Here is a 16793-nt window from a genome sequence, read left to right on the forward strand (position 1 = left end):
CCGGTCATGCTCGCACGAGCTCCGGCGCGGGCGTGCCCTCGGTGCTGTGCAGCAGCCAGTGGAAGCCGCCGAGCCCGGCCGGGTCCAGCAGCTCCCGCGCCCGGCCCGCGGCGGCGGTCGCGGCCAGCCAGGCGGCCGGGTCGGTGGCGGCCAGGCCGGACGGGGGAGCGGTCGCGCGGACACCGAGCGCGCGCAGGGCCTCGGCCTGACCGAGCAGCGCGGTGGGCAGGTCGAGCGCGGCGGCGCAGGCGTCCACGGCCACGTGCGCGGTGAGGTCGCAGGAGCCGTCCGGCACCGGTGTGACCTGCCGTCCGGCCCGATATCCGGTCAGCGTGCCGTGCTCGGGCCGCGCACCGGCCAGGTGCCCGTAGTCCACCGCCAGCGCCGCCCCGCGCACCCGGCCGACCGCCGCCGCCCAGGCCGCGTCCCTGGTGCTGCCGACCTCCGCGCGGGTGCCGCCCGGCCACCACTGCCGCAGCCAGGCCAGCTCCGCCGGACCCGCTTCCGGCCCCAGGTGCTCGGTGCCCGCCTCGTCGACCAGCAGCCGGTGCCATCGTCCATTGTGGACAGTGACCACCGGGCACGGCACCGCGTCCAGCCACTCGTGCCCGACCAGCAGCCCGACCACTTCCCCAGGCAACTCACGGGTCCACCGGACGCCAGGCGCCTCGCGACCGGGTCCCAGTTCCACCGCCGTCACCCGCAACCGCCTGGCCAGCGCGGACGGGGCCAGCCGGGCCACCGCCTCGGCCAGTTCGCCGCCACCGGCCCCGACATCGGTGAAGTCCACAGTGGACGGTCGGCCGAGACCGTGGTCCACCCGGTCCAGCAGGCACAACAGCGCCTCGGCCAGCTCGGGGCCGACCAGCGGCGCGGTGCGGAAGTGCCCGCTCGGGCGCTCACCCCGGGTGAAGAACCCCCCATCGGAGTACAACGCATTCCACCAGGCGTCCTGCCAGTCCCGCATGTGCTGACCGTAAAGTCTTGATCGTGACCGCGCCAGAAGCCCCTGTCTCGCCTCGGCTCGACCAGTTCGCCCGGCGCCGCCGGGCCGTGCTGGGCTCGGTGCTCGGCCTGATCGTGCTGGGGGTGTCCGGCCTGGTGCTGCTGGGCGTGGCCACCTCGCGGGTCGGGTTCGAGGCCGTGCTGGTCGGCGCGCTGGCCGCGCTGCTGCCGGTGATCCCGGTGGTCGGCGCCTTCCTCTGGGTGGACCGCTGGGAGCCCGAACCGGCCAAGTTGCTGGTGGCCGCCTTCCTCTGGGGCGCCTGCGGGGCCACCGCGAGCGCGCTGCTGGTCAACGACACCGCCCAGCACCTCGGCGAGATCCTGCTCGGCCAGGACCAGGGCGACCTGATCACCTCGGTCATCTCCGCGCCGCTGGTGGAGGAGGCGGGCAAGGGCCTGTTCGTGGTGGCGCTGCTGTGGCGGCGGCGGCACGAGTTCGACGGGATCGTGGACGGCATCGTCTACTCCGGCCTGGTCGCGGCCGGGTTCGCCTTCACCGAGAACATCTTCTACTTCGGCCGCGCCTTCGCCGAGTACGGCCTCGGCGGCATCAGCAGCGGCGTGATCGCGGTGTTCATCCTGCGCGGCCTGCTCTCCCCGTTCGCGCACCCGCTGTTCACCGTGATGCTGGGCATCGGCGCCGGGATCGCGGCCTCCACCGGCAACCGGGCGGTCAAGGTGCTGGCCCCGCTGGCCGGTTTCCTGCTCGCGGTCACCCTGCACGCGCTGTGGAACGGCGCGGCCACCTTCGGCGGCGGGCTCGGCTTCATCAACACCTACTTCGCCATCATGGTGCCGATCTTCCTGGCCACCGTGGCGCTGGTGATCTGGCAGCGCCGCCGCGAGCAGCGGGTGGTGACCGGCGAGCTGCCGGAGATGGCCAGGCAGGGCTGGATCGCGCCCAGCGAGGTCAAGCTGCTCTCCACGCTGCCCGGCCGCCGCTGGTGGCGCAGCGCCGTGCACAAGCGCTCCGGCGAGCGCGCCTCCCGCGCGGTGGCCGAGTACCAGGTCGCGGTCACCGAGCTCGCCTTCCTCCGGCACCGCATCGGCCCCGGCCCGGCCCCGCGCGAGCTGGCCGACCGGCACGCCGAGCTCCTGGTCGCCCTGACCCGCGCCAGGGAGATCGCCAGCGGATCGCCCGGCTGAGCGCGACTGGTCACAATCAGCTGCCTGACGGCGGGCACGGGGTTACCGTGCCCTCGCCGTCCGGTACCCGCACAGGAGCGGGACTGGAACGCTGGAAGAGGACACCATGACCGACCGACCAGCCCGACTCGCCGTTGGCGTTGTCTCCGCGGGCCGGGTCGGCGCCGTGCTCGGCGCGGCGCTGGCCAGGGCCGGACACCACGTGGTCGCGGCCTCGGCCGTGTCCGCCGCCTCCCAGCGCCGGGCCGAGGCGCTGCTGCCCGGGGCGGCCGTGCTGCCGCCGGACGAGGTGGCCGGACGCGCCGACCTGGTCCTGCTCGCGGTGCCGGACGACGAGCTGTCCGGACTCATCCGCGGCCTGATCGCGACCGGCTCGCTGCGCGGCGGCCAGATCGTGGCGCACACCTCCGGCGCGCACGGCACCGGCCCGCTGGCCCCGGCCGCCGAGCTGGGCGCGCTGCCGCTGGCCCTGCACCCCGCGATGACCTTCACCGGCCGCCCGGAGGACCTGCAACGCCTGGCGGCCTGCCCGTTCGGGGTCACCGCCCGGGACGGCGACGAGATCGCCTGGCACGTGGCCGAGGCGCTGGTGGTGGAGATGGGCGCGGAACCGGTGCGCATCCCGGAGGCCGCCCGCGCGCTCTACCACGCCGCACTGGCGCACGGCGCCAACCACCTGGTCACCCTGGTCGCCGAATGCGCGGACCTGTTGCGCAAGGCCGGGGTGGGCGATCCGGCCCGGTTGCTGGGGCCGCTTCTCTCGGCCGCGTTGGACAACTCGCTGCGGCTGGGCGACCGGGCCCTGACCGGTCCGGTGGCCCGGGGCGATGTCGGTACGATTCGCACGCATCTGGGCGTGCTGCGGGCGGAGTCGCCCGAATCGCTGCCCGCCTACCAGGCGCTGGCCCACCGCACCGCCGAGCGCGCGGTGGCCGCGGGCCTGCTCCGGCCTGGTCAGGCCGAGGCGGTCCACTTCGAACTCGACGAGGAGCAACCATGACCGGGCAACGGCCCTTCACGCCCGGCGAGCTGACCGTGCACCACTCGCCCGAGGAGCTGGGCAAGGTCACCAGGGCGCTGCGCGCGACCGGCCGCAAGGTCAACCTGGTGCCCACCATGGGCGCGCTGCACGAGGGCCACCGGGCGCTGATCCGCCGCGCCCGCCGCATCCCCGGCACGGTCACCGCGGTGTCGATCTTCGTCAACCCGCTCCAGTTCGGCCCGGAGGAGGACTTCCACCGCTACCCGCGCCCGCTGGAAGCCGATCTGGACGCCTGCCGCGAGGAAGGCGTCGACCTGGTCTTCAACCCCGCGCCGGAGGCCATGTACGGCACCGGCGCCGGCGTCACCGTGCACCCCGGCCCGCTCGGCGCGGAGCTGGAGGGCGCGGTGCGGCCCGGCCACTTCGCGGGCGTGCTCACCGTGGTGGCCAAGCTGCTCAACATCGTCCGCCCCGACTACGCCTTCTTCGGCGAGAAGGACTACCAGCAGTTCGTGCTGGTCAAGCGGATGGTGGCGGATCTGAACCTGGAGAGTGCGATCGTCGGCGTGCCCATCGTGCGCGATCACGACGGACTCGCGCTCTCCTCGCGCAACGCCTACCTCAGCGAGGACGAGCGCCGGGCGGCGCTCGCGATCCCGGCGGCGTTGGCGGCGGGTGCGATGGCCGGTCCCGAAGGCCCGGCGGCGATCCTCGCCGCGGCCAGGGCGGCCGTCGAAGCCGAGTCCGGGCTGAGCCTGGACTACCTGGAGCTGCGGTCCAGGGACCTGGGCCCAGCACCGGAGAACGGCAAGGCGCGGCTGCTGATCGCGGCCCGCGCCGGGCGGACCCGCCTGCTCGACAACATCCAGCTGGCGGTCGGACACGGGGTCGACGAGCACGACGACACCTACAACCCGGCCGCCGGGCTCCCAGCTCGGGAACGGTGACAGGGAGGCAGCGCCATGTTCCTGACCATGCTCAAGTCCAAGATCCACCGTGCCACGGTGACCCAGGCCGACCTGCACTACGTCGGCTCGGTGACCGTGGACGAGGACCTCATGGACGCGGCCGGCCTGCTGGCCGGCGAGCAGGTCGCCATCGTGGACGTCAGCAACGGCGCCCGGTTGGAGACCTACGTCATCCCCGGCGAGCGCGGCAGCGGCGTGCTCGGCATCAACGGGGCCGCCGCGCACCTGGTGCACCCCGGTGACCTGGTCATCCTCATCGCCTACGGGCTGATGGAGGAGGCGGAGGCCAAGTCGTACAAGCCCAAGGTCGTCTTCGTGGACGCGGAGAACCGCATCGTCGAGCTCGGCGGCGACCCCGGCCACGCGCCCGAGGGCTCGGGCCTGACCAGCGGCGCGGTCACCGCGGAGACCGACGGCGCACCGCAGTCGGAGACGGTCGACGCGGCGCGCCTGGACGCGCTGCTCCAGGCCGAGAACTAGAGAGGACAACGCGGGTGCTGCTCGCCATCGACGTCGGCAACACCAACATCGTGCTCGGGCTCTACGACGGGTCAGGGGACGATGCGAAGCTGGTCAGGGACTGGCGGATGCGCACCGACGCCCGGATGACCGCCGACGAGCTGGCGCTGACCGTGCGCGGTCTGCTCGGCGAGCACGCCGGCCAGGTCACCGGGGTCTCCGCGCTGTCCACGGTGCCCTCGGTGCTGCGCGAGCTGCGGGTGATGCTGGGCCGCTACTTCGACGCGGTGCCCAAGGTCATCGTGCAGCCCGGCGTGCGCACCGGCGTCCCGCTGCTGGTGGACAACCCGAAGGAGGTGGGCTCGGACCGGGTGATCAACACCCTGGCCGCGCACCACCTCTACGACAGCGCCTGCGTGGTGGTCGACTTCGGCACCTCCACCAACATCGATGTCATCTCCGCCAAGGGCGAGTTCCTCGGCGGCGTGTTCGCCCCCGGCATCGAGATCTCGGTGGACGCGCTGGCCAGCCGCGCCGCCCAGCTGCGCAAGGTCGAGCTGGTCCGCCCGCGCTCGGTGATCGGCAAGAACACGGTGGAATGCCTCCAGTCCGGCATCCTGTACGGCTTCGCCGGGCAGGTGGACGGGCTGGTGCGGCGGATCATCGAGGAGCTGACCGCGGCGGGCGAGGAGAAGATCACCGTGATCGCCACCGGCGGACTGGCCACGCTGGTGCTGGCGGAGTCGGCGACCATCGAGCACCACGTGCCCGACCTGACGCTGCTCGGCCTGAGGCTGGTCTACGAGCGCAACCTGCGGTGAGTGCTCACTTGCGCGCCACCGCTCGCGACACCGTGGTCACCAGGGGGAAGTCGAACTCCCCGTACGCGGTGACCGGGTGGGTCTCCAGGTAGGCGCGGACCCGGCTGAGCAGGGCTTCCTGTTCGGCCGGGGTGCGGACCAGGGTCGGGGAGTGGGTGCCGACGGTGGCGGTCAGCGAAGCCGCGGTGCGGGGCTGTTTGTGGGCGAACTCGCGTAGTTCGTGGGGCTGGAACTCCGGGTGGTCCGGGATGCCGCGGCCGGAGCGGTCGCTGTAGCGGGCGCCCTTCTCGGCCAGGTCGGCGAAGCCGCGGACCCAGTCCACCCGGTCGTCGTCCAGGTTCCACAGGGCGGCCAGCACGCCGCCGGGGGTGAGCACCCTGGCGATCTCCGGCAGGGCCAGGTCCAGGTCGAACCAGTGCAGGGCCTGGCCGACCAGCACCGCGTCCACGCGGTTGTCCGGCAGCGGGATGGCCTCGGCCGAGCCGGGCAGGGCGACCACGCCGCGCAACCGGCGGATGAGCTCCTCGCGCATGGCCGCGTCCGGTTCCACCGCGATCACGTCCAGGCCCGCGCGCAGCAGCACCTCGGTCAGCTTTCCGGTGCCCGCGGCCAGGTCCAGCACCCGCAGCGGGCGTCGCCGCGCCACCGGGGCCAGCGCGAAGGTCACCGCGGCCTCCGGGTAGTCGGGGCGGTGGTCGGCGTAGCTCGCGGCCGCGGCGCCGAAGGAGCGGGCCCGGCGCGCGTGTTCGGTAGCGAGCGGATCGCTTTCGGTGAAGTCCGGCACAGCGAGAACCTATCCCGTTCGCATTGCTCTCCGGGCACTCCGTAACCTGTGTTGCCGTGACAGAGCAGCCGCAGCACCAGCCCGTAACCAGCGACGACGACCTGCCGGAGCAGATGCGCGTCCGGCGCGAAAAGCGGGAGCGGCTGCTAGCCGAGGGCAAGGCGCCCTATCCGGTCGTGCTGGACCGCACGCACTCCCTCGCCCAGATCAGGGCGGCTTATCCCGATCTTGCGCCGGACACCCCCACCGGGGAAATCGTCGGCGTGACCGGCCGGGTCATGTTCCAGCGGAACACCGGGAAGTTGTGTTTCGCCACCCTGCGCGAGGGTGACGGCGTTGAGCTGCAGGCGATGCTGAGCCTGGACAAGGTGGGCGCGGAAGCGCTGGCCGCGTGGAAGTCCGATGTCGATCTCGGTGATCACGTGTTCGTGCGCGGCGAGGTGGCCACTTCGCGCCGTGGGGAACTGTCGGTCATGGTCACCGAATGGGAACTCGCGGCCAAGACGTTGCGCCCGTTGCCCGTTGCCCACAAGCAGCTCTCCGAAGAGACCAGGGTCCGGCAGCGTTATGTCGACCTGTTGCTCCGGCCGGAGGCACGGGATGCGGTGCGTATCCGGGCCGGTGTGATGCGTTCGCTGCGGGAGTCCTTCCACCGGCGGACTTTCACCGAAGTCGAGACGCCGATGTTGCAGACGCTGCACGGCGGTGCCAGCGCTCGTCCGTTCACCACCCACTCCAATGCGTTCGACATCGACCTTTACCTGCGGATCGCGCCCGAGCTGTACCTCAAGCGCTGTGTGGTAGGCGGGATCGAGAAGGTCTTCGAGATCAACCGGAACTTCCGGAACGAAGGTTCGGACTCCTCGCACTCACCAGAGTTCGCGATGCTTGAGGCGTACGAGGCTTACGGTTCCTACGACACCATTGGCCAGCTCACCCGGGAGTTGGTGCAGGAAGCCGCGGACGCCGTTTTCGGTAGTCAGACGGTCACGCTCGCGGACGGATCGGAGTACGACCTGTCCGGCGAGTGGACCACGCTGACTATGTACGGATCACTGTCCGAAGCCCTTGGTGAGGAGATCACCCCGGCGACTCCGGTTGAGTTGTTGCGCAAGCACCTGGAATCGCGCGGAGTCGAAGTTCACCCGGCTGCCGGACACGGAAAGTTGGTTGAAGAGCTCTGGGAACACCTGGTCGGCGACCACCTGCACGCGCCCACCTTCGTGCGTGACTTCCCGGTGGACACCTCCCCGCTGACCAGGGAACACCGCAGCCAGGCCGGGGTCGCGGAGAAGTGGGACCTCTACGTCCGCGGTTTCGAGCTGGCCACCGGATACTCCGAACTCGTCGACCCCGTTATCCAGCGGGAACGCCTGGAAGCGCAGGCCAGGCTGGGCTCCGCGGGCGACGTCGAGGCGATGCGGCTCGACGAGGACTTCCTGCGTGCGCTGGAGTACGGAATGCCACCCAGTGGCGGTATGGGAATGGGTATTGACCGGCTCTTGATGGCGCTCACCGGCCTCGGTATCCGGGAGACGATCCTGTTCCCGCTAGTCCGACCGGAATGACGTTCACCACTTTGAGACCGTGTGGCGAGTGTTCCTCATGCTGATTGTGCGCTAATCTCCGCGTAGTCTTCACAGACGAACTACACGCCGGGAGCCTTCGCCGGCAGCCACTGGGGTTTCAGGAAGGAACAAGCGCATGGCGGAGAGAGTCGTCCGAACCCTGGTCGACGACCTGGACGGTTCGGAAGCGGAAGAGACCGTCGAGTTCGCGGTCGACGGTGTGTCCTACGAGATCGACCTTTCCGGGGACAACGCGACGAAGCTGCGGGACGCGCTCGCGTCCTATGTCGCGAGTGCCCGCCGGACCGGCGGCCGTCGGCGCACCTCTTCGGCAGGCGGGCGTTCAGCCGGTGTCGCGGGCCGGGCGGCCGGGCGGGTCGCTTCCGCCGATCGCGAGCAGAACCAGGCGATTCGTGAGTGGGCGCGCAAGCGCGGCATGAAGGTTTCGGACCGGGGCCGCATCCCGGCGGACGTGCTCCAGCAGTTCCACCAGGAGAACTGAACCGGCCGTTAACGGTCACACTTGGATATTTCAATACAGGACGGGACCCGCTGCCGGTTTGTAGCCGTGCGGCGAGTCCCGTCCTGTGCTATATGGCTTGATCACTTACCGGGATCGACGCCGAAAGCCTTCGCCAGGTCGTCCAGCACCACGTGCGCGCCTTGCAGGCTCACCGACGAGATCCAGGTGGTATCCGAAACATCGTGCACCTGGCCCTTCAGCTGCGCCCACAGCGGATTGGCCTGGAACTTCTCCTTCGCCTTCACCGAGTCGCCCTTGGCATCCGGGAAGGCGGTGACGAACACCTGGTCGGCATCGGCGCGCAGGATGTTCTCCGGGCTCAGCTCGACGAAGATCTGCGCCGCGTTCGGGTCGTTCTGCTCCGCGGGCCGCCCCAGACCGGCGTCCTTGAGCACGATGCCGATGAAGCTGTTCATCGAGTAGGCCCTGGTCGGCCCGTCCACGAACCGGACCACCGAGACCGTCGGCGTCCTGCCCGCCTTGGCCCTGATCGCCGCGCCGACCTTGGCCGCCCGGTCCTCATATGCCTTGATCTTGGTCTCGGCCAGCTGCTCCTTGCCCAGCGCCTTGCCGGCCAGCCGGATGTTGTCCTTCCAGGTCTTGCCGGTCTCCGCGCTGAACACGGTCGGCTTGCGCGCCGACAGCGCGGCGTAGAGGTTCTCGTGCCGGACCTTGGCGGAGAGGATCAGGTCGGGGTCGGCCACCAGCACCTGCTCCAGCCTGGCCTGCTCCAGCTGGCCGACCGGCTTGGCGTTCTTGGCGTACTTCTCCGCCTCGGCCGCCAGGTAGTCCGGGAACTTGTCCCCGGTGGCCGGGAACTGGGTGTAGGCGGCCAGCTGGGTCTCCAGCGCGAACACCGCGTCCACGTAGGAGCTGTCCAGCGCGGCCACCTTGCCCGGCTGCTTCTCGATGGTGGTCTTGCCCATCGCGTGCTCGATCGTGCGCGGGAACCCGGCGGCCGACCCCCCGGGGGCCGTCGAGCTGGTCTGCGGGCTGCCGCCACCGCCACAGGCGCTGACGAGCACGGCCGTGACGGCGAGGACGGCCAGCGTCCTGGGCCTGGTCATAGCGGTCCTTCCATTCGGTTAGGCTTGCCTCAGTAGAGGATAGGAGCCGCAGCATGACCCGTGCCGCGATCGCGCCCGGGTCCGCGGTTCCGGTCCCGGTGCGCAGGCGCCGACGTGTGCTCGGCCTGGCGCTGCTCACCGCCGCGCTGGTGTTGTCGCTGGTGGCCAGTGTGGCCATCGGCGCGAAGCCGGTCCCGCTGGCCGACGTGTGGCACGCGCTGACCGCGCCGACGGGCGCGGAGAACGACCTGATCGTGAACTCGCTGCGCATCCCGCGCACCATCCTCGGTCTGCTGGTCGGCCTGGCCCTGGGCATCGCGGGCTCGCTGCTGCAGGGGCACACCCGCAACCCGCTGGCCGATCCCGGCCTGCTCGGGGTGAACCAGGGCGCGGCGTTCGCGGTGGTGCTGGCGATCTTCACCTTCGGCTTCACCGACCTGTACAGCTTCGTCTGGTTCGCCTTCGCCGGGGCGCTGCTGGCCACCGTGGTGGTCTTCGCGATCGGCTCCGCGGGCACCAGGGGCCGGGGCGGGCCGACCCCGGTGACGCTGGCCCTCTCCGGCGCGGCGGTCTCCTCCTTCCTGTACGCGCTCAGCTCCGCGCTGATCCTGCTGGACGCGCAGAGCCTGGAGACCTTCCGGTTCTGGCGCAGCGGCTCGCTGGCCGGCCGGGACCCGGAGATCATCCTGCAGGTGCTGCCGTTCCTGCTGGCCGGACTGCTGCTCGCGCTGGTCAACGGGCCCGGCCTGAACGCGATCTCCCTCGGCGACGACGTGGCCCGCTCGCTCGGCCAGCGGATCTGGCTGACCAGGGCGGTGGGCATCGCCGCGGTGACCCTGCTGACCGGGGCCGCGGTGTCGGCCTGCGGGCCGATCGGGTTCGTCGGGCTGATCGTGCCGCACCTGGCCCGCGCCATCACCGGGCCGGACTACCGCTGGCTGCTGCCCTACGCCGGGCTGATCGGCGCGGTGCTGGTGCTGGTCTCCGACGTGCTCGGCCGGGTGCTGGCCAGGCCGGGCGAGCTCCAGGTGGGCATCATGCTGGCGCTGGTCGGCTCGCCGTTCTTCGTGGTGCTGGTGCGCCGCCGGAAGCTGGTGAGCCTGTGACCACCAAGCTCGCGCCGGTGCCCGGCCGTCCCGCGCTGCGGCTGGGCGGCGGCTCCTGGACGCTGCGGCTGCGCGCCGCGGCCGTGCCGGTGCTCGGCCTGGCCGCGCTGGTCTTCGTGCTCGCGCTCAACCTGACCCTCGGCGACTTCCCGATCAGCCTGGGCGAGGTCTTCGCCGCGCTGTTCGGCGGCGGCGAGGAGGCGCACCGGTTCATCCTGTTCGACCTGCGGCTACCCAGGGCGCTGACCGGCGCGCTGGTCGGCGCCGCGCTCGGCCTGGCCGGGGCGATCACCCAGTCCATCGCGCGCAACCCGCTGGCCAGCCCGGACCTGCTCGGGGTGAGCGCGGGCGCGGGGGCGGGCGCGGTGGCCGTGGTGATGTTCGGCGGCTCCGCCGGCGGGCTCAGCGGCTACCTGTCCTCGGTCGCGCTGCCGGTGGCCGCGCTGCTCGGCGGCCTGCTCGCCGCCGCGGTGGTCTACCTGCTGGCCTGGCGGCGTGGCATCGAGGGCTTCCGGCTGGTGCTGGTCGGCATCGGCGTGCACGCGGTGCTGTCCAACGTGACCTTCTGGCTGCTCACCCTCTCCGACGTGGCCGACGCCGGCCGGGCCATGGTGTGGCTGACCGGCAGCCTCAACGCCCGCGGCTGGGACCACGTGGTGCCGGTGGCCATCGCGCTGGCGGTGCTGGTTCCGCTCACCCTCTTCGGCGCCCGCACCCTGGGCGCGCTGCAGTTCAACGACGACACCGTGCGCGCGCTCGGCGTGCGGGTCGAGCTGAGCCGCTCGCTGCTAGTGCTGGCCGCGGTCGGGCTGGCCGCGGTGGCCACCGCCTCGGCCGGCCCGGTGGAGTTCGTCGCGCTGGCCGTGCCGCAGATCGCGCTGCGCCTCTCCGGCCTGGCCCAGCCGCCGCTGCTGGCCAGCGCGGTGCTCGGGGCCGCCCTCACCGTCACCGCCGACGTGCTCGCCCGCACCGCCTTCGGCATGGTCGAACTGCCGGTCGGCATCGTCACCGCCATCCTCGGCGCCCCCTACCTGGTGTTCCTGCTCGTCCGACGCTATCGGGAGGTACGCGGATGACCGCGCTGCCCACAGCCGCCCCAGCGACCCGCCTCGCCGCCAGCGAGCTGACCCTGGCCTACGGCGACAACGTGGTCGTCGACGGCCTGGACTTCGCCGTGCTGGACGGCACCGTGACCGCGGTGATCGGCCCCAACGGCTGCGGCAAGTCCACCCTGCTGCGCGCGCTGGGCCGGCTGATCAGCCCGCAGCGCGGCCACGTGCTGCTGGACGGCAAGCGGATCGACCAGACGCCCACCCGCGAGGTGGCCAAGGTGCTCGGCGTGCTGCCGCAGACCCCGACCGCGCCGGAGGGCCTGACCGTGGCCGACCTGGTCGCCCGCGGCCGCCACCCGCACCAGTCCTGGTACCGGCAGTGGTCCAGCGACGACGAGGGCACCGTGGCCGAGGCGCTGCGGATGACCGGCATGCTGGAGTTCGCCGAGCGCACCCTGGACCAGCTCTCCGGCGGCCAGCGCCAGCGCGCCTGGATCTCCATGGCGCTGGCCCAGGGCACCGACCTGCTGCTGCTGGACGAGCCCACCACCTACCTGGACCTGGCCCACCAGGTCGACGTGCTGGACCTGGTGCACCGGCTGCACGCCGAGGCCGGCCGCACCGTGGTGATGGTGCTGCACGACCTCAACCTGGCCGCCCGCTACGCCGACCGGCTGGTCGCCATGCGCGCGGGCAAGATCGTCGCCCAGGGGCCGCCCGCCGAGGTGCTCACCGAGGACCTGCTCCGGGAGGTCTTCGAACTGGAGGCCAAGGTGATCGCGGACCCGGTCGCGGGCACCCCGCTGGTCGTGCCGGTGGGCAGCCGCCACCAGCTCTAGCCGGGCCGCAGCACCGCGAGATATTCGTGGTGCTCCCGCAACAGCCCCGGGCCTGGCGGTTCGTCCTCGCCGAGCACGATCCCGGACAGCGCCAGTCCGGTGCCGGTGAGCAGCAGGCCCAGGTCGGCCGGGGTGTAGCAGCGCAGGGTCTGGGTGAGCTTCCGGTCCGGCTCGGCCACGTCCCACCAGGTGTCGGTCGCGGTGCAGGTGACCGGGTCGAAGCTGGTCCGCTCGCGCAGCTCGTGCCGGTAACCGCGGGCCGGATCGGGCAGCAGGTGCTCCTCGTCGCCGTGCCAACCGGCCCAGACGAACGGGTTGAACACGTCCACCAGCGCCACCCCGCCCGGCCGCAGCCAGCCCGCGATCCGGGTCAGCAACCTGCGCTGGTCGGCATCCGAACCCACGCCGAAGCCGTTCCAGTAGCAGACCGCGTCGAAGTCCCCCGGCAGCTCGACCTCGAAGAAGTCGGCCCGCACGCTGGTCAGCCGCTCGTGGGTCAGCTCGGGCGCGGCGCTGACCCGGTCGCTGACCTCCACCGCGGTCACCGCGTACCCGGCCCGCGCGGTGGCCACCGCGGTCGTGCCGTAGCCCGAGCCCAGCTCCAGCACCCGGCCCGCCGCGGGGCCGTGCGCGCGCAGCAGCCGCACCCGCCGTTCGTCCCGTTCGGTGACCTTCGCGTCGGCCTCGGCCCACCACGCGCCGGTCCTGGAGTAGAAGTCCCGCACCCAGTCCACCGGCGCAGTGAACCGCCTCAGGAGTCGGCGAGCACCCGCTTTTCCCGCTCGGCCGCGGACACCCTCGGGCAGGTCGCGCAGGCACGCTGGCCCTCCAGTGCGAAGTGAAAGCAGCAGCTCTCCCGCCGCCGGGTCCACACCGTGCGGCCCTCGCCGTGCACCGGGTACAGCCGGGACGGCGAGGTGAACGGCTCGATCAGCTCGGGCAGCACCAGCGCGGCCCCGGCCACGCCGGCGCCCTCGTCGCCGAGCATCCGGCCGGTCTGCCACAGCGCGCTGTCCAGCGCGTCCGTGGCCGCGCCCCACAGCATGTGCCTGCCCAGCCGGGTGGTCGGGCCGTAGGCCGCTACGAACTCCCTGGCGTGCCCGGCGAAGCGGGCCCGCAGCACCCCGGCCAGCGCGGCCTCGTCCCTGACCACGGTCGCCTCTGGCGTGCCGGCCGCCGGGTCCTCGGGCAGGCAGACAAAACCGGCAGAAAGCAGCGCGATGCCGTCGGGATGCGGACGATCACCCGAAAGACGGAATGCGAGGTCGCCCGGCCGCAGCCAGGGCACCCGCCGGGCGGTGTGGAACAGGATGGCACCCAGGTAGGCGGGTACCTGGAGATACCAGGCCAGCACGTAGCCCGCGGTGGTGCGGTCCGGAACATTTCCGTCGTAGTGCTCGTTGAGCCAGACAGCGAGGTCTTTCCGCCACCGGTCGAACTGGGCCGGGTCGGCCAGCAGGTCGGCGCAGACCCGCCAGGAGTCATCCGGAGTCCCGAAGCGCACCGCAACGTGTCCGCGCGAGGTGTCGACACCGGCCAGCGAGGCGGCCAGTGCGCTCGGCGCCAGACGGACGGTCACCCGGGATCTCCTCGATCGATGGTCAGGCTTGCCTAACCTAACCTAGGGTGATCAGGTGTTCCGCCATCGGGGTGATCCGGTCGCCAGACGGCAGCTTGTTCGCGCTCAGCGGACACCGCCGATCCGGTGGAATTGTGTCCACCTCACACTCGTTGTGTCGGTCAGTAGCGAGAGTGTGAGGACGGAAGGAAGAAGTCGGGCCGACTAGAGTGGCCCTACGGTGCCGACCCGGGAGCGAACACTGGGGTCGAGGGCCGCCGGCGCAGCAGTCAGGGAGTGCGAATGTTCGAAAGGTTTACCGACCGCGCGAGGCGGGTGGTTGTCCTGGCCCAGGAGGAAGCCAGGATGTTGAACCACAACTACATTGGCACCGAGCACATCCTTCTGGGCTTGATCCACGAAGGTGAGGGTGTCGCCGCCAAGGCGCTGGAGTCGCTGGGCATCGCCCTTGAAGGCGTGCGCCAGCAGGTCGAAGAGATCATCGGTCAGGGCCAGCAGGCGCCGAGCGGGCACATCCCGTTCACGCCGAGGGCGAAGAAGGTTCTCGAGCTCTCCCTGCGGGAGGCGCTCCAGCTCGGCCACAACTACATCGGCACCGAGCACATCCTGCTCGGCCTGATTCGCGAGGGCGAGGGCGTGGCCGCCCAGGTCCTGGTGAAGCTGGGCGCCGACCTGAACCGGGTGCGGCAGCAGGTGCTCCAGCTGCTCTCCGGCTACCAGGGCAAGGAACCCGCCGAGTCCGGCGGCCGCGGCGAGGGCACCCCGTCCTCCTCGCTGGTGCTGGACCAGTTCGGCCGCAACCTCACCTCCTCCGCCCGCGAGGGCAAGCTCGACCCGGTCATCGGGCGCGAGAAGGAGATCGAGCGGGTCATGCAGGTGCTGTCCCGCCGCACCAAGAACAACCCGGTGCTCATCGGTGAGCCCGGCGTCGGCAAGACCGCGGTCGTGGAGGGCCTTGCCCAGCGGATCGTCAAGGGCGAGGTGCCCGAGACGCTCAAGGACAAGCAGCTCTACACCCTCGACCTCGGCTCGCTGGTGGCCGGTTCCCGCTACCGCGGTGACTTCGAGGAGCGCCTGAAGAAGGTGCTCAAGGAGATCCGCACCCGCGGCGACATCATCCTGTTCATCGACGAGATCCACACCCTGGTCGGCGCGGGCGCCGCCGAGGGCGCGATCGACGCGGCCAGCATTCTGAAGCCGATGCTCGCCCGCGGTGAGCTGCAGACCATCGGCGCCACCACGCTGGACGAGTACCGCAAGCACGTCGAGAAGGACCCCGCGCTGGAGCGGCGCTTCCAGCCGATCCAGGTCGGCGAGCCCTCGCTGGAACACACCATCGAGATCCTCAAGGGTCTGCGCGACCGGTACGAGGCGCACCACCGCGTCTCCATCACCGACGGCGCGCTGGTGCAGGCGGCCACCCTGGCCGACCGCTACATCAACGACCGCTTCCTGCCGGACAAGGCGATCGACCTGATCGACGAGGCCGGCGCCCGGATGCGGATCCGCCGGATGACCGCGCCGCCGGACCTGCGCGAGTTCGACGAGAAGATCGCCGACGTGCGCCGGGACAAGGAGTCCGCGATCGACGCGCAGGACTTCGAGCGCGCGGCCAAGCTCCGGGACGCGGAGAAGCAGCTGCTGGGCCAGAAGGCCGAGCGGGAGAAGCAGTGGAAGGCCGGTGACCTCGACGTCGTCGCCGAGGTCGACGAGGAGCAGATCGCCGAGGTGCTGGCGAACTGGACCGGCATCCCCGTCTTCAAGCTCACCGAGGAGGAGACCTCGCGTCTGCTCCGCATGGAGGACGAGCTGCACAAGCGGATCATCGGCCAGTTCGAGGCGGTCAAGTCCGTCTCGCAGGCGATCCGCCGCACCCGTGCCGGTCTGAAGGACCCGAAGCGTCCGTCCGGCTCGTTCATCTTCGCCGGTCCCTCCGGTGTGGGTAAGACCGAGCTGTCCAAGGCGCTGGCCGAGTTCCTCTTCGGCGAGGACGACGCGCTCATCCAGATCGACATGGGCGAGTTCCACGACCGCTACACCGCCTCGCGGCTCTTCGGCGCGCCCCCCGGGTACGTCGGCTACGAGGAGGGCGGTCAGCTCACCGAGAAGGTGCGGCGCAAGCCGTTCTCCGTGGTGCTCTTCGACGAGATCGAGAAGGCGCACCAGGAGGTCTACAACACGCTGCTCCAGGTGCTCGAGGACGGCCGCCTGACCGATGGTCAGGGCCGCACGGTGGACTTCAAGAACACCGTGATCATCTTCACCTCGAACCTCGGCACCCAGGACATCTCCAAGGCCGTCGGCCTCGGCTTCACCGCCAACACCGGCGCCGGCTCGAACTACGACCGGATGAAGCAGAAGGTCAACGACGAGCTGAAGAAGCACTTCCGCCCCGAGTTCCTCAACCGGATCGACGACATCATCGTCTTCCACCAGCTCACCGAGGAACAGATCATCAAGATGGTCGACCTGATGATCAACCGGGTGGAGACCCAGCTCCGGAACAAGGACATGTCGCTGGAGCTCACCCCGGTGGCGAAGAAGCTGCTGGCCAAGCGCGGTTTCGACCCCGTGCTCGGCGCCCGGCCGCTGCGCCGGACGATCCAGCGCGAGATCGAGGACCAGCTGTCGGAGAAGATCCTCTTCGGCGAGATCCAGCCCGGGCAGATCATCATCTGCGACGTCGAGGGCTGGGACGGCGAGGGTCCGGACGACAAGGTGAAGTTCGTCTTCCGCGGCGAGGCCAAGCCGACCCGCGTGCCGGACGCGCCGCCCGTCGACCTGGCCGGCCCGGCCGGTGACGAGCCCGAAGCGGGCACCGGCACCAACGGCTGACCAACGCACCACCCGGGAGGGGCAGGCCACTTCGGTGACCTGCCCCTTCCGCATTTCCC

16 protein-coding genes are annotated in these 16793 nt (G+C 71.2%); 11 read left to right on the top strand and 5 right to left on the bottom strand.

All coding sequences use genetic code 11. From position 1 onward, the window contains the following. Window positions 1-4: 4 nt before the first annotated feature. Complete coding sequence (locus N8J89_RS01800; RefSeq protein WP_283662623.1) at window positions 5-967, bottom strand: SAM-dependent methyltransferase; 963 nt, start codon at window positions 965-967, stop codon at window positions 5-7. Window positions 968-990: 23 nt separating this feature from the next. Here N8J89_RS01800 and N8J89_RS01805 point away from each other — a divergent pair, with 23 nt between their 5' ends. The 5 genes from N8J89_RS01805 (at window position 991) to N8J89_RS01825 (ending at window position 5381) form a co-directional block, all read left to right on the top strand. After that, window positions 991-2151 carry a PrsW family intramembrane metalloprotease gene (locus N8J89_RS01805; protein ID WP_349497436.1) on the top strand — a complete coding sequence of 387 codons (1161 nt, stop codon included), beginning with the start codon at window positions 991-993 and terminating at the stop codon, window positions 2149-2151. Between the two features lie 106 nt (window positions 2152-2257). Next, window positions 2258-3151, top strand: a complete 894-nt coding sequence (locus N8J89_RS01810) for a Rossmann-like and DUF2520 domain-containing protein (protein WP_283662624.1) — start codon at window positions 2258-2260, stop codon at window positions 3149-3151. Next, window positions 3148-4080 (top strand): pantoate--beta-alanine ligase, encoded by a 933-nt coding sequence (panC, locus tag N8J89_RS01815; protein WP_283662625.1) that lies wholly within the window; start codon window positions 3148-3150, stop codon window positions 4078-4080. Before N8J89_RS01810 ends, panC begins: the two co-directional genes overlap by 4 nt. Before the next feature lie 15 nt (window positions 4081-4095). Continuing rightward, a complete protein-coding gene (panD, locus tag N8J89_RS01820; RefSeq protein ID WP_283662626.1) occupies window positions 4096-4581 on the top strand; it encodes an aspartate 1-decarboxylase in 486 nt (161 codons plus the stop codon). 14 nt (window positions 4582-4595) lie between these two features. Continuing rightward, entirely contained in the window at window positions 4596-5381 is a 786-nt protein-coding gene (locus N8J89_RS01825) for a type III pantothenate kinase (RefSeq protein WP_252483094.1), read from the top strand. A gap of 4 nt (window positions 5382-5385) precedes the next feature. Here N8J89_RS01825 and N8J89_RS01830 read toward each other — a convergent pair whose 3' ends face one another. After that, the gene (locus N8J89_RS01830) at window positions 5386-6165 is read right to left on the bottom strand and encodes a class I SAM-dependent methyltransferase (protein ID WP_283662627.1); all 780 of its coding nucleotides are present in this window, start codon (window positions 6163-6165) and stop codon (window positions 5386-5388) included. Window positions 6166-6278: 113 nt separating this feature from the next. On the opposite strand from N8J89_RS01830, the gene lysS reads away from it, so the two are divergent. Continuing rightward, entirely contained in the window at window positions 6279-7733 is a 1455-nt protein-coding gene (lysS, locus tag N8J89_RS01835; protein ID WP_283666062.1) for a lysine--tRNA ligase, read from the top strand. A gap of 136 nt (window positions 7734-7869) precedes the next feature. Continuing rightward, the gene (locus N8J89_RS01840) at window positions 7870-8235 is read left to right on the top strand and encodes a histone-like nucleoid-structuring protein Lsr2 (protein ID WP_252483096.1); all 366 of its coding nucleotides are present in this window, start codon (window positions 7870-7872) and stop codon (window positions 8233-8235) included. A 101-nt stretch (window positions 8236-8336) separates the two neighbouring features. On the opposite strand, the gene N8J89_RS01845 is transcribed toward N8J89_RS01840, so the two are convergent. Continuing rightward, the gene (locus N8J89_RS01845) at window positions 8337-9323 is read right to left on the bottom strand and encodes an ABC transporter substrate-binding protein (RefSeq protein ID WP_283662628.1); all 987 of its coding nucleotides are present in this window, start codon (window positions 9321-9323) and stop codon (window positions 8337-8339) included. Between the two features lie 53 nt (window positions 9324-9376). On the opposite strand from N8J89_RS01845, the gene N8J89_RS01850 reads away from it, so the two are divergent. The 3 genes from N8J89_RS01850 to N8J89_RS01860 are packed head-to-tail and all read left to right on the top strand — an operon-like array spanning window position 9377 to window position 12320. Next, window positions 9377-10429 carry a FecCD family ABC transporter permease gene (locus N8J89_RS01850; RefSeq protein WP_283662629.1) on the top strand — a complete coding sequence of 351 codons (1053 nt, stop codon included), beginning with the start codon at window positions 9377-9379 and terminating at the stop codon, window positions 10427-10429. Then, window positions 10426-11505 (top strand): FecCD family ABC transporter permease, encoded by a 1080-nt coding sequence (locus tag N8J89_RS01855; RefSeq protein ID WP_283662630.1) that lies wholly within the window; start codon window positions 10426-10428, stop codon window positions 11503-11505. Before N8J89_RS01850 ends, N8J89_RS01855 begins: the two co-directional genes overlap by 4 nt. Further along, window positions 11502-12320, top strand: a complete 819-nt coding sequence (locus tag N8J89_RS01860; protein ID WP_283662631.1) for an ABC transporter ATP-binding protein — start codon at window positions 11502-11504, stop codon at window positions 12318-12320. The genes N8J89_RS01855 and N8J89_RS01860 overlap by 4 nt, the downstream gene beginning before the upstream one ends. Here N8J89_RS01860 and N8J89_RS01865 read toward each other — a convergent pair. Further along, window positions 12317-13054 carry a class I SAM-dependent methyltransferase gene (locus N8J89_RS01865; RefSeq protein ID WP_283662632.1) on the bottom strand — a complete coding sequence of 246 codons (738 nt, stop codon included), beginning with the start codon at window positions 13052-13054 and terminating at the stop codon, window positions 12317-12319. The two genes, N8J89_RS01860 and N8J89_RS01865, sit on opposite strands and share 4 nt — an antisense overlap. 17 nt (window positions 13055-13071) lie before the next feature. Beyond that, window positions 13072-13899, bottom strand: coding sequence for a (2Fe-2S)-binding protein (locus N8J89_RS01870; protein WP_502868404.1), 828 nt, complete (start codon window positions 13897-13899; stop codon window positions 13072-13074). 282 nt (window positions 13900-14181) lie between these two features. On the opposite strand from N8J89_RS01870, the gene N8J89_RS01875 reads away from it, so the two are divergent. After that, the gene (locus tag N8J89_RS01875) at window positions 14182-16734 is read left to right on the top strand and encodes an ATP-dependent Clp protease ATP-binding subunit (protein ID WP_283662633.1); all 2553 of its coding nucleotides are present in this window, start codon (window positions 14182-14184) and stop codon (window positions 16732-16734) included. The last annotated feature ends 59 nt before the right edge of the window (window positions 16735-16793 follow it).

It is taken from the genome of Crossiella sp. CA-258035 (assembly GCF_030064675.1).
Lineage (GTDB): Bacteria > Actinomycetota > Actinomycetes > Mycobacteriales > Pseudonocardiaceae > Crossiella.

What these genes read in the sequence shown, in the direction of transcription:
- N8J89_RS01800 (WP_283662623.1), bottom strand. Translation starts at nt 967, where the DNA reads ATGCGGGACTGGCAGGACGCCTGGTGGAATGCGTTGTACTCCGATGGG.
- N8J89_RS01810 (WP_283662624.1), top strand. Translation starts at nt 2,258, where the DNA reads ATGACCGACCGACCAGCCCGACTCGCCGTTGGCGTTGTCTCCGCGGGC.
- panC (WP_283662625.1), top strand. Translation starts at nt 3,148, where the DNA reads ATGACCGGGCAACGGCCCTTCACGCCCGGCGAGCTGACCGTGCACCAC.
- panD (WP_283662626.1), top strand. Translation starts at nt 4,096, where the DNA reads ATGTTCCTGACCATGCTCAAGTCCAAGATCCACCGTGCCACGGTGACC.
- lysS (WP_283666062.1), top strand. Translation starts at nt 6,279, where the DNA reads ATGCGCGTCCGGCGCGAAAAGCGGGAGCGGCTGCTAGCCGAGGGCAAG.
- N8J89_RS01840 (WP_252483096.1), top strand. Translation starts at nt 7,870, where the DNA reads ATGGCGGAGAGAGTCGTCCGAACCCTGGTCGACGACCTGGACGGTTCG.
- N8J89_RS01845 (WP_283662628.1), bottom strand. Translation starts at nt 9,323, where the DNA reads ATGACCAGGCCCAGGACGCTGGCCGTCCTCGCCGTCACGGCCGTGCTC.
- N8J89_RS01850 (WP_283662629.1), top strand. Translation starts at nt 9,377, where the DNA reads ATGACCCGTGCCGCGATCGCGCCCGGGTCCGCGGTTCCGGTCCCGGTG.
- N8J89_RS01860 (WP_283662631.1), top strand. Translation starts at nt 11,502, where the DNA reads ATGACCGCGCTGCCCACAGCCGCCCCAGCGACCCGCCTCGCCGCCAGC.
- N8J89_RS01875 (WP_283662633.1), top strand. Translation starts at nt 14,182, where the DNA reads ATGTTCGAAAGGTTTACCGACCGCGCGAGGCGGGTGGTTGTCCTGGCC.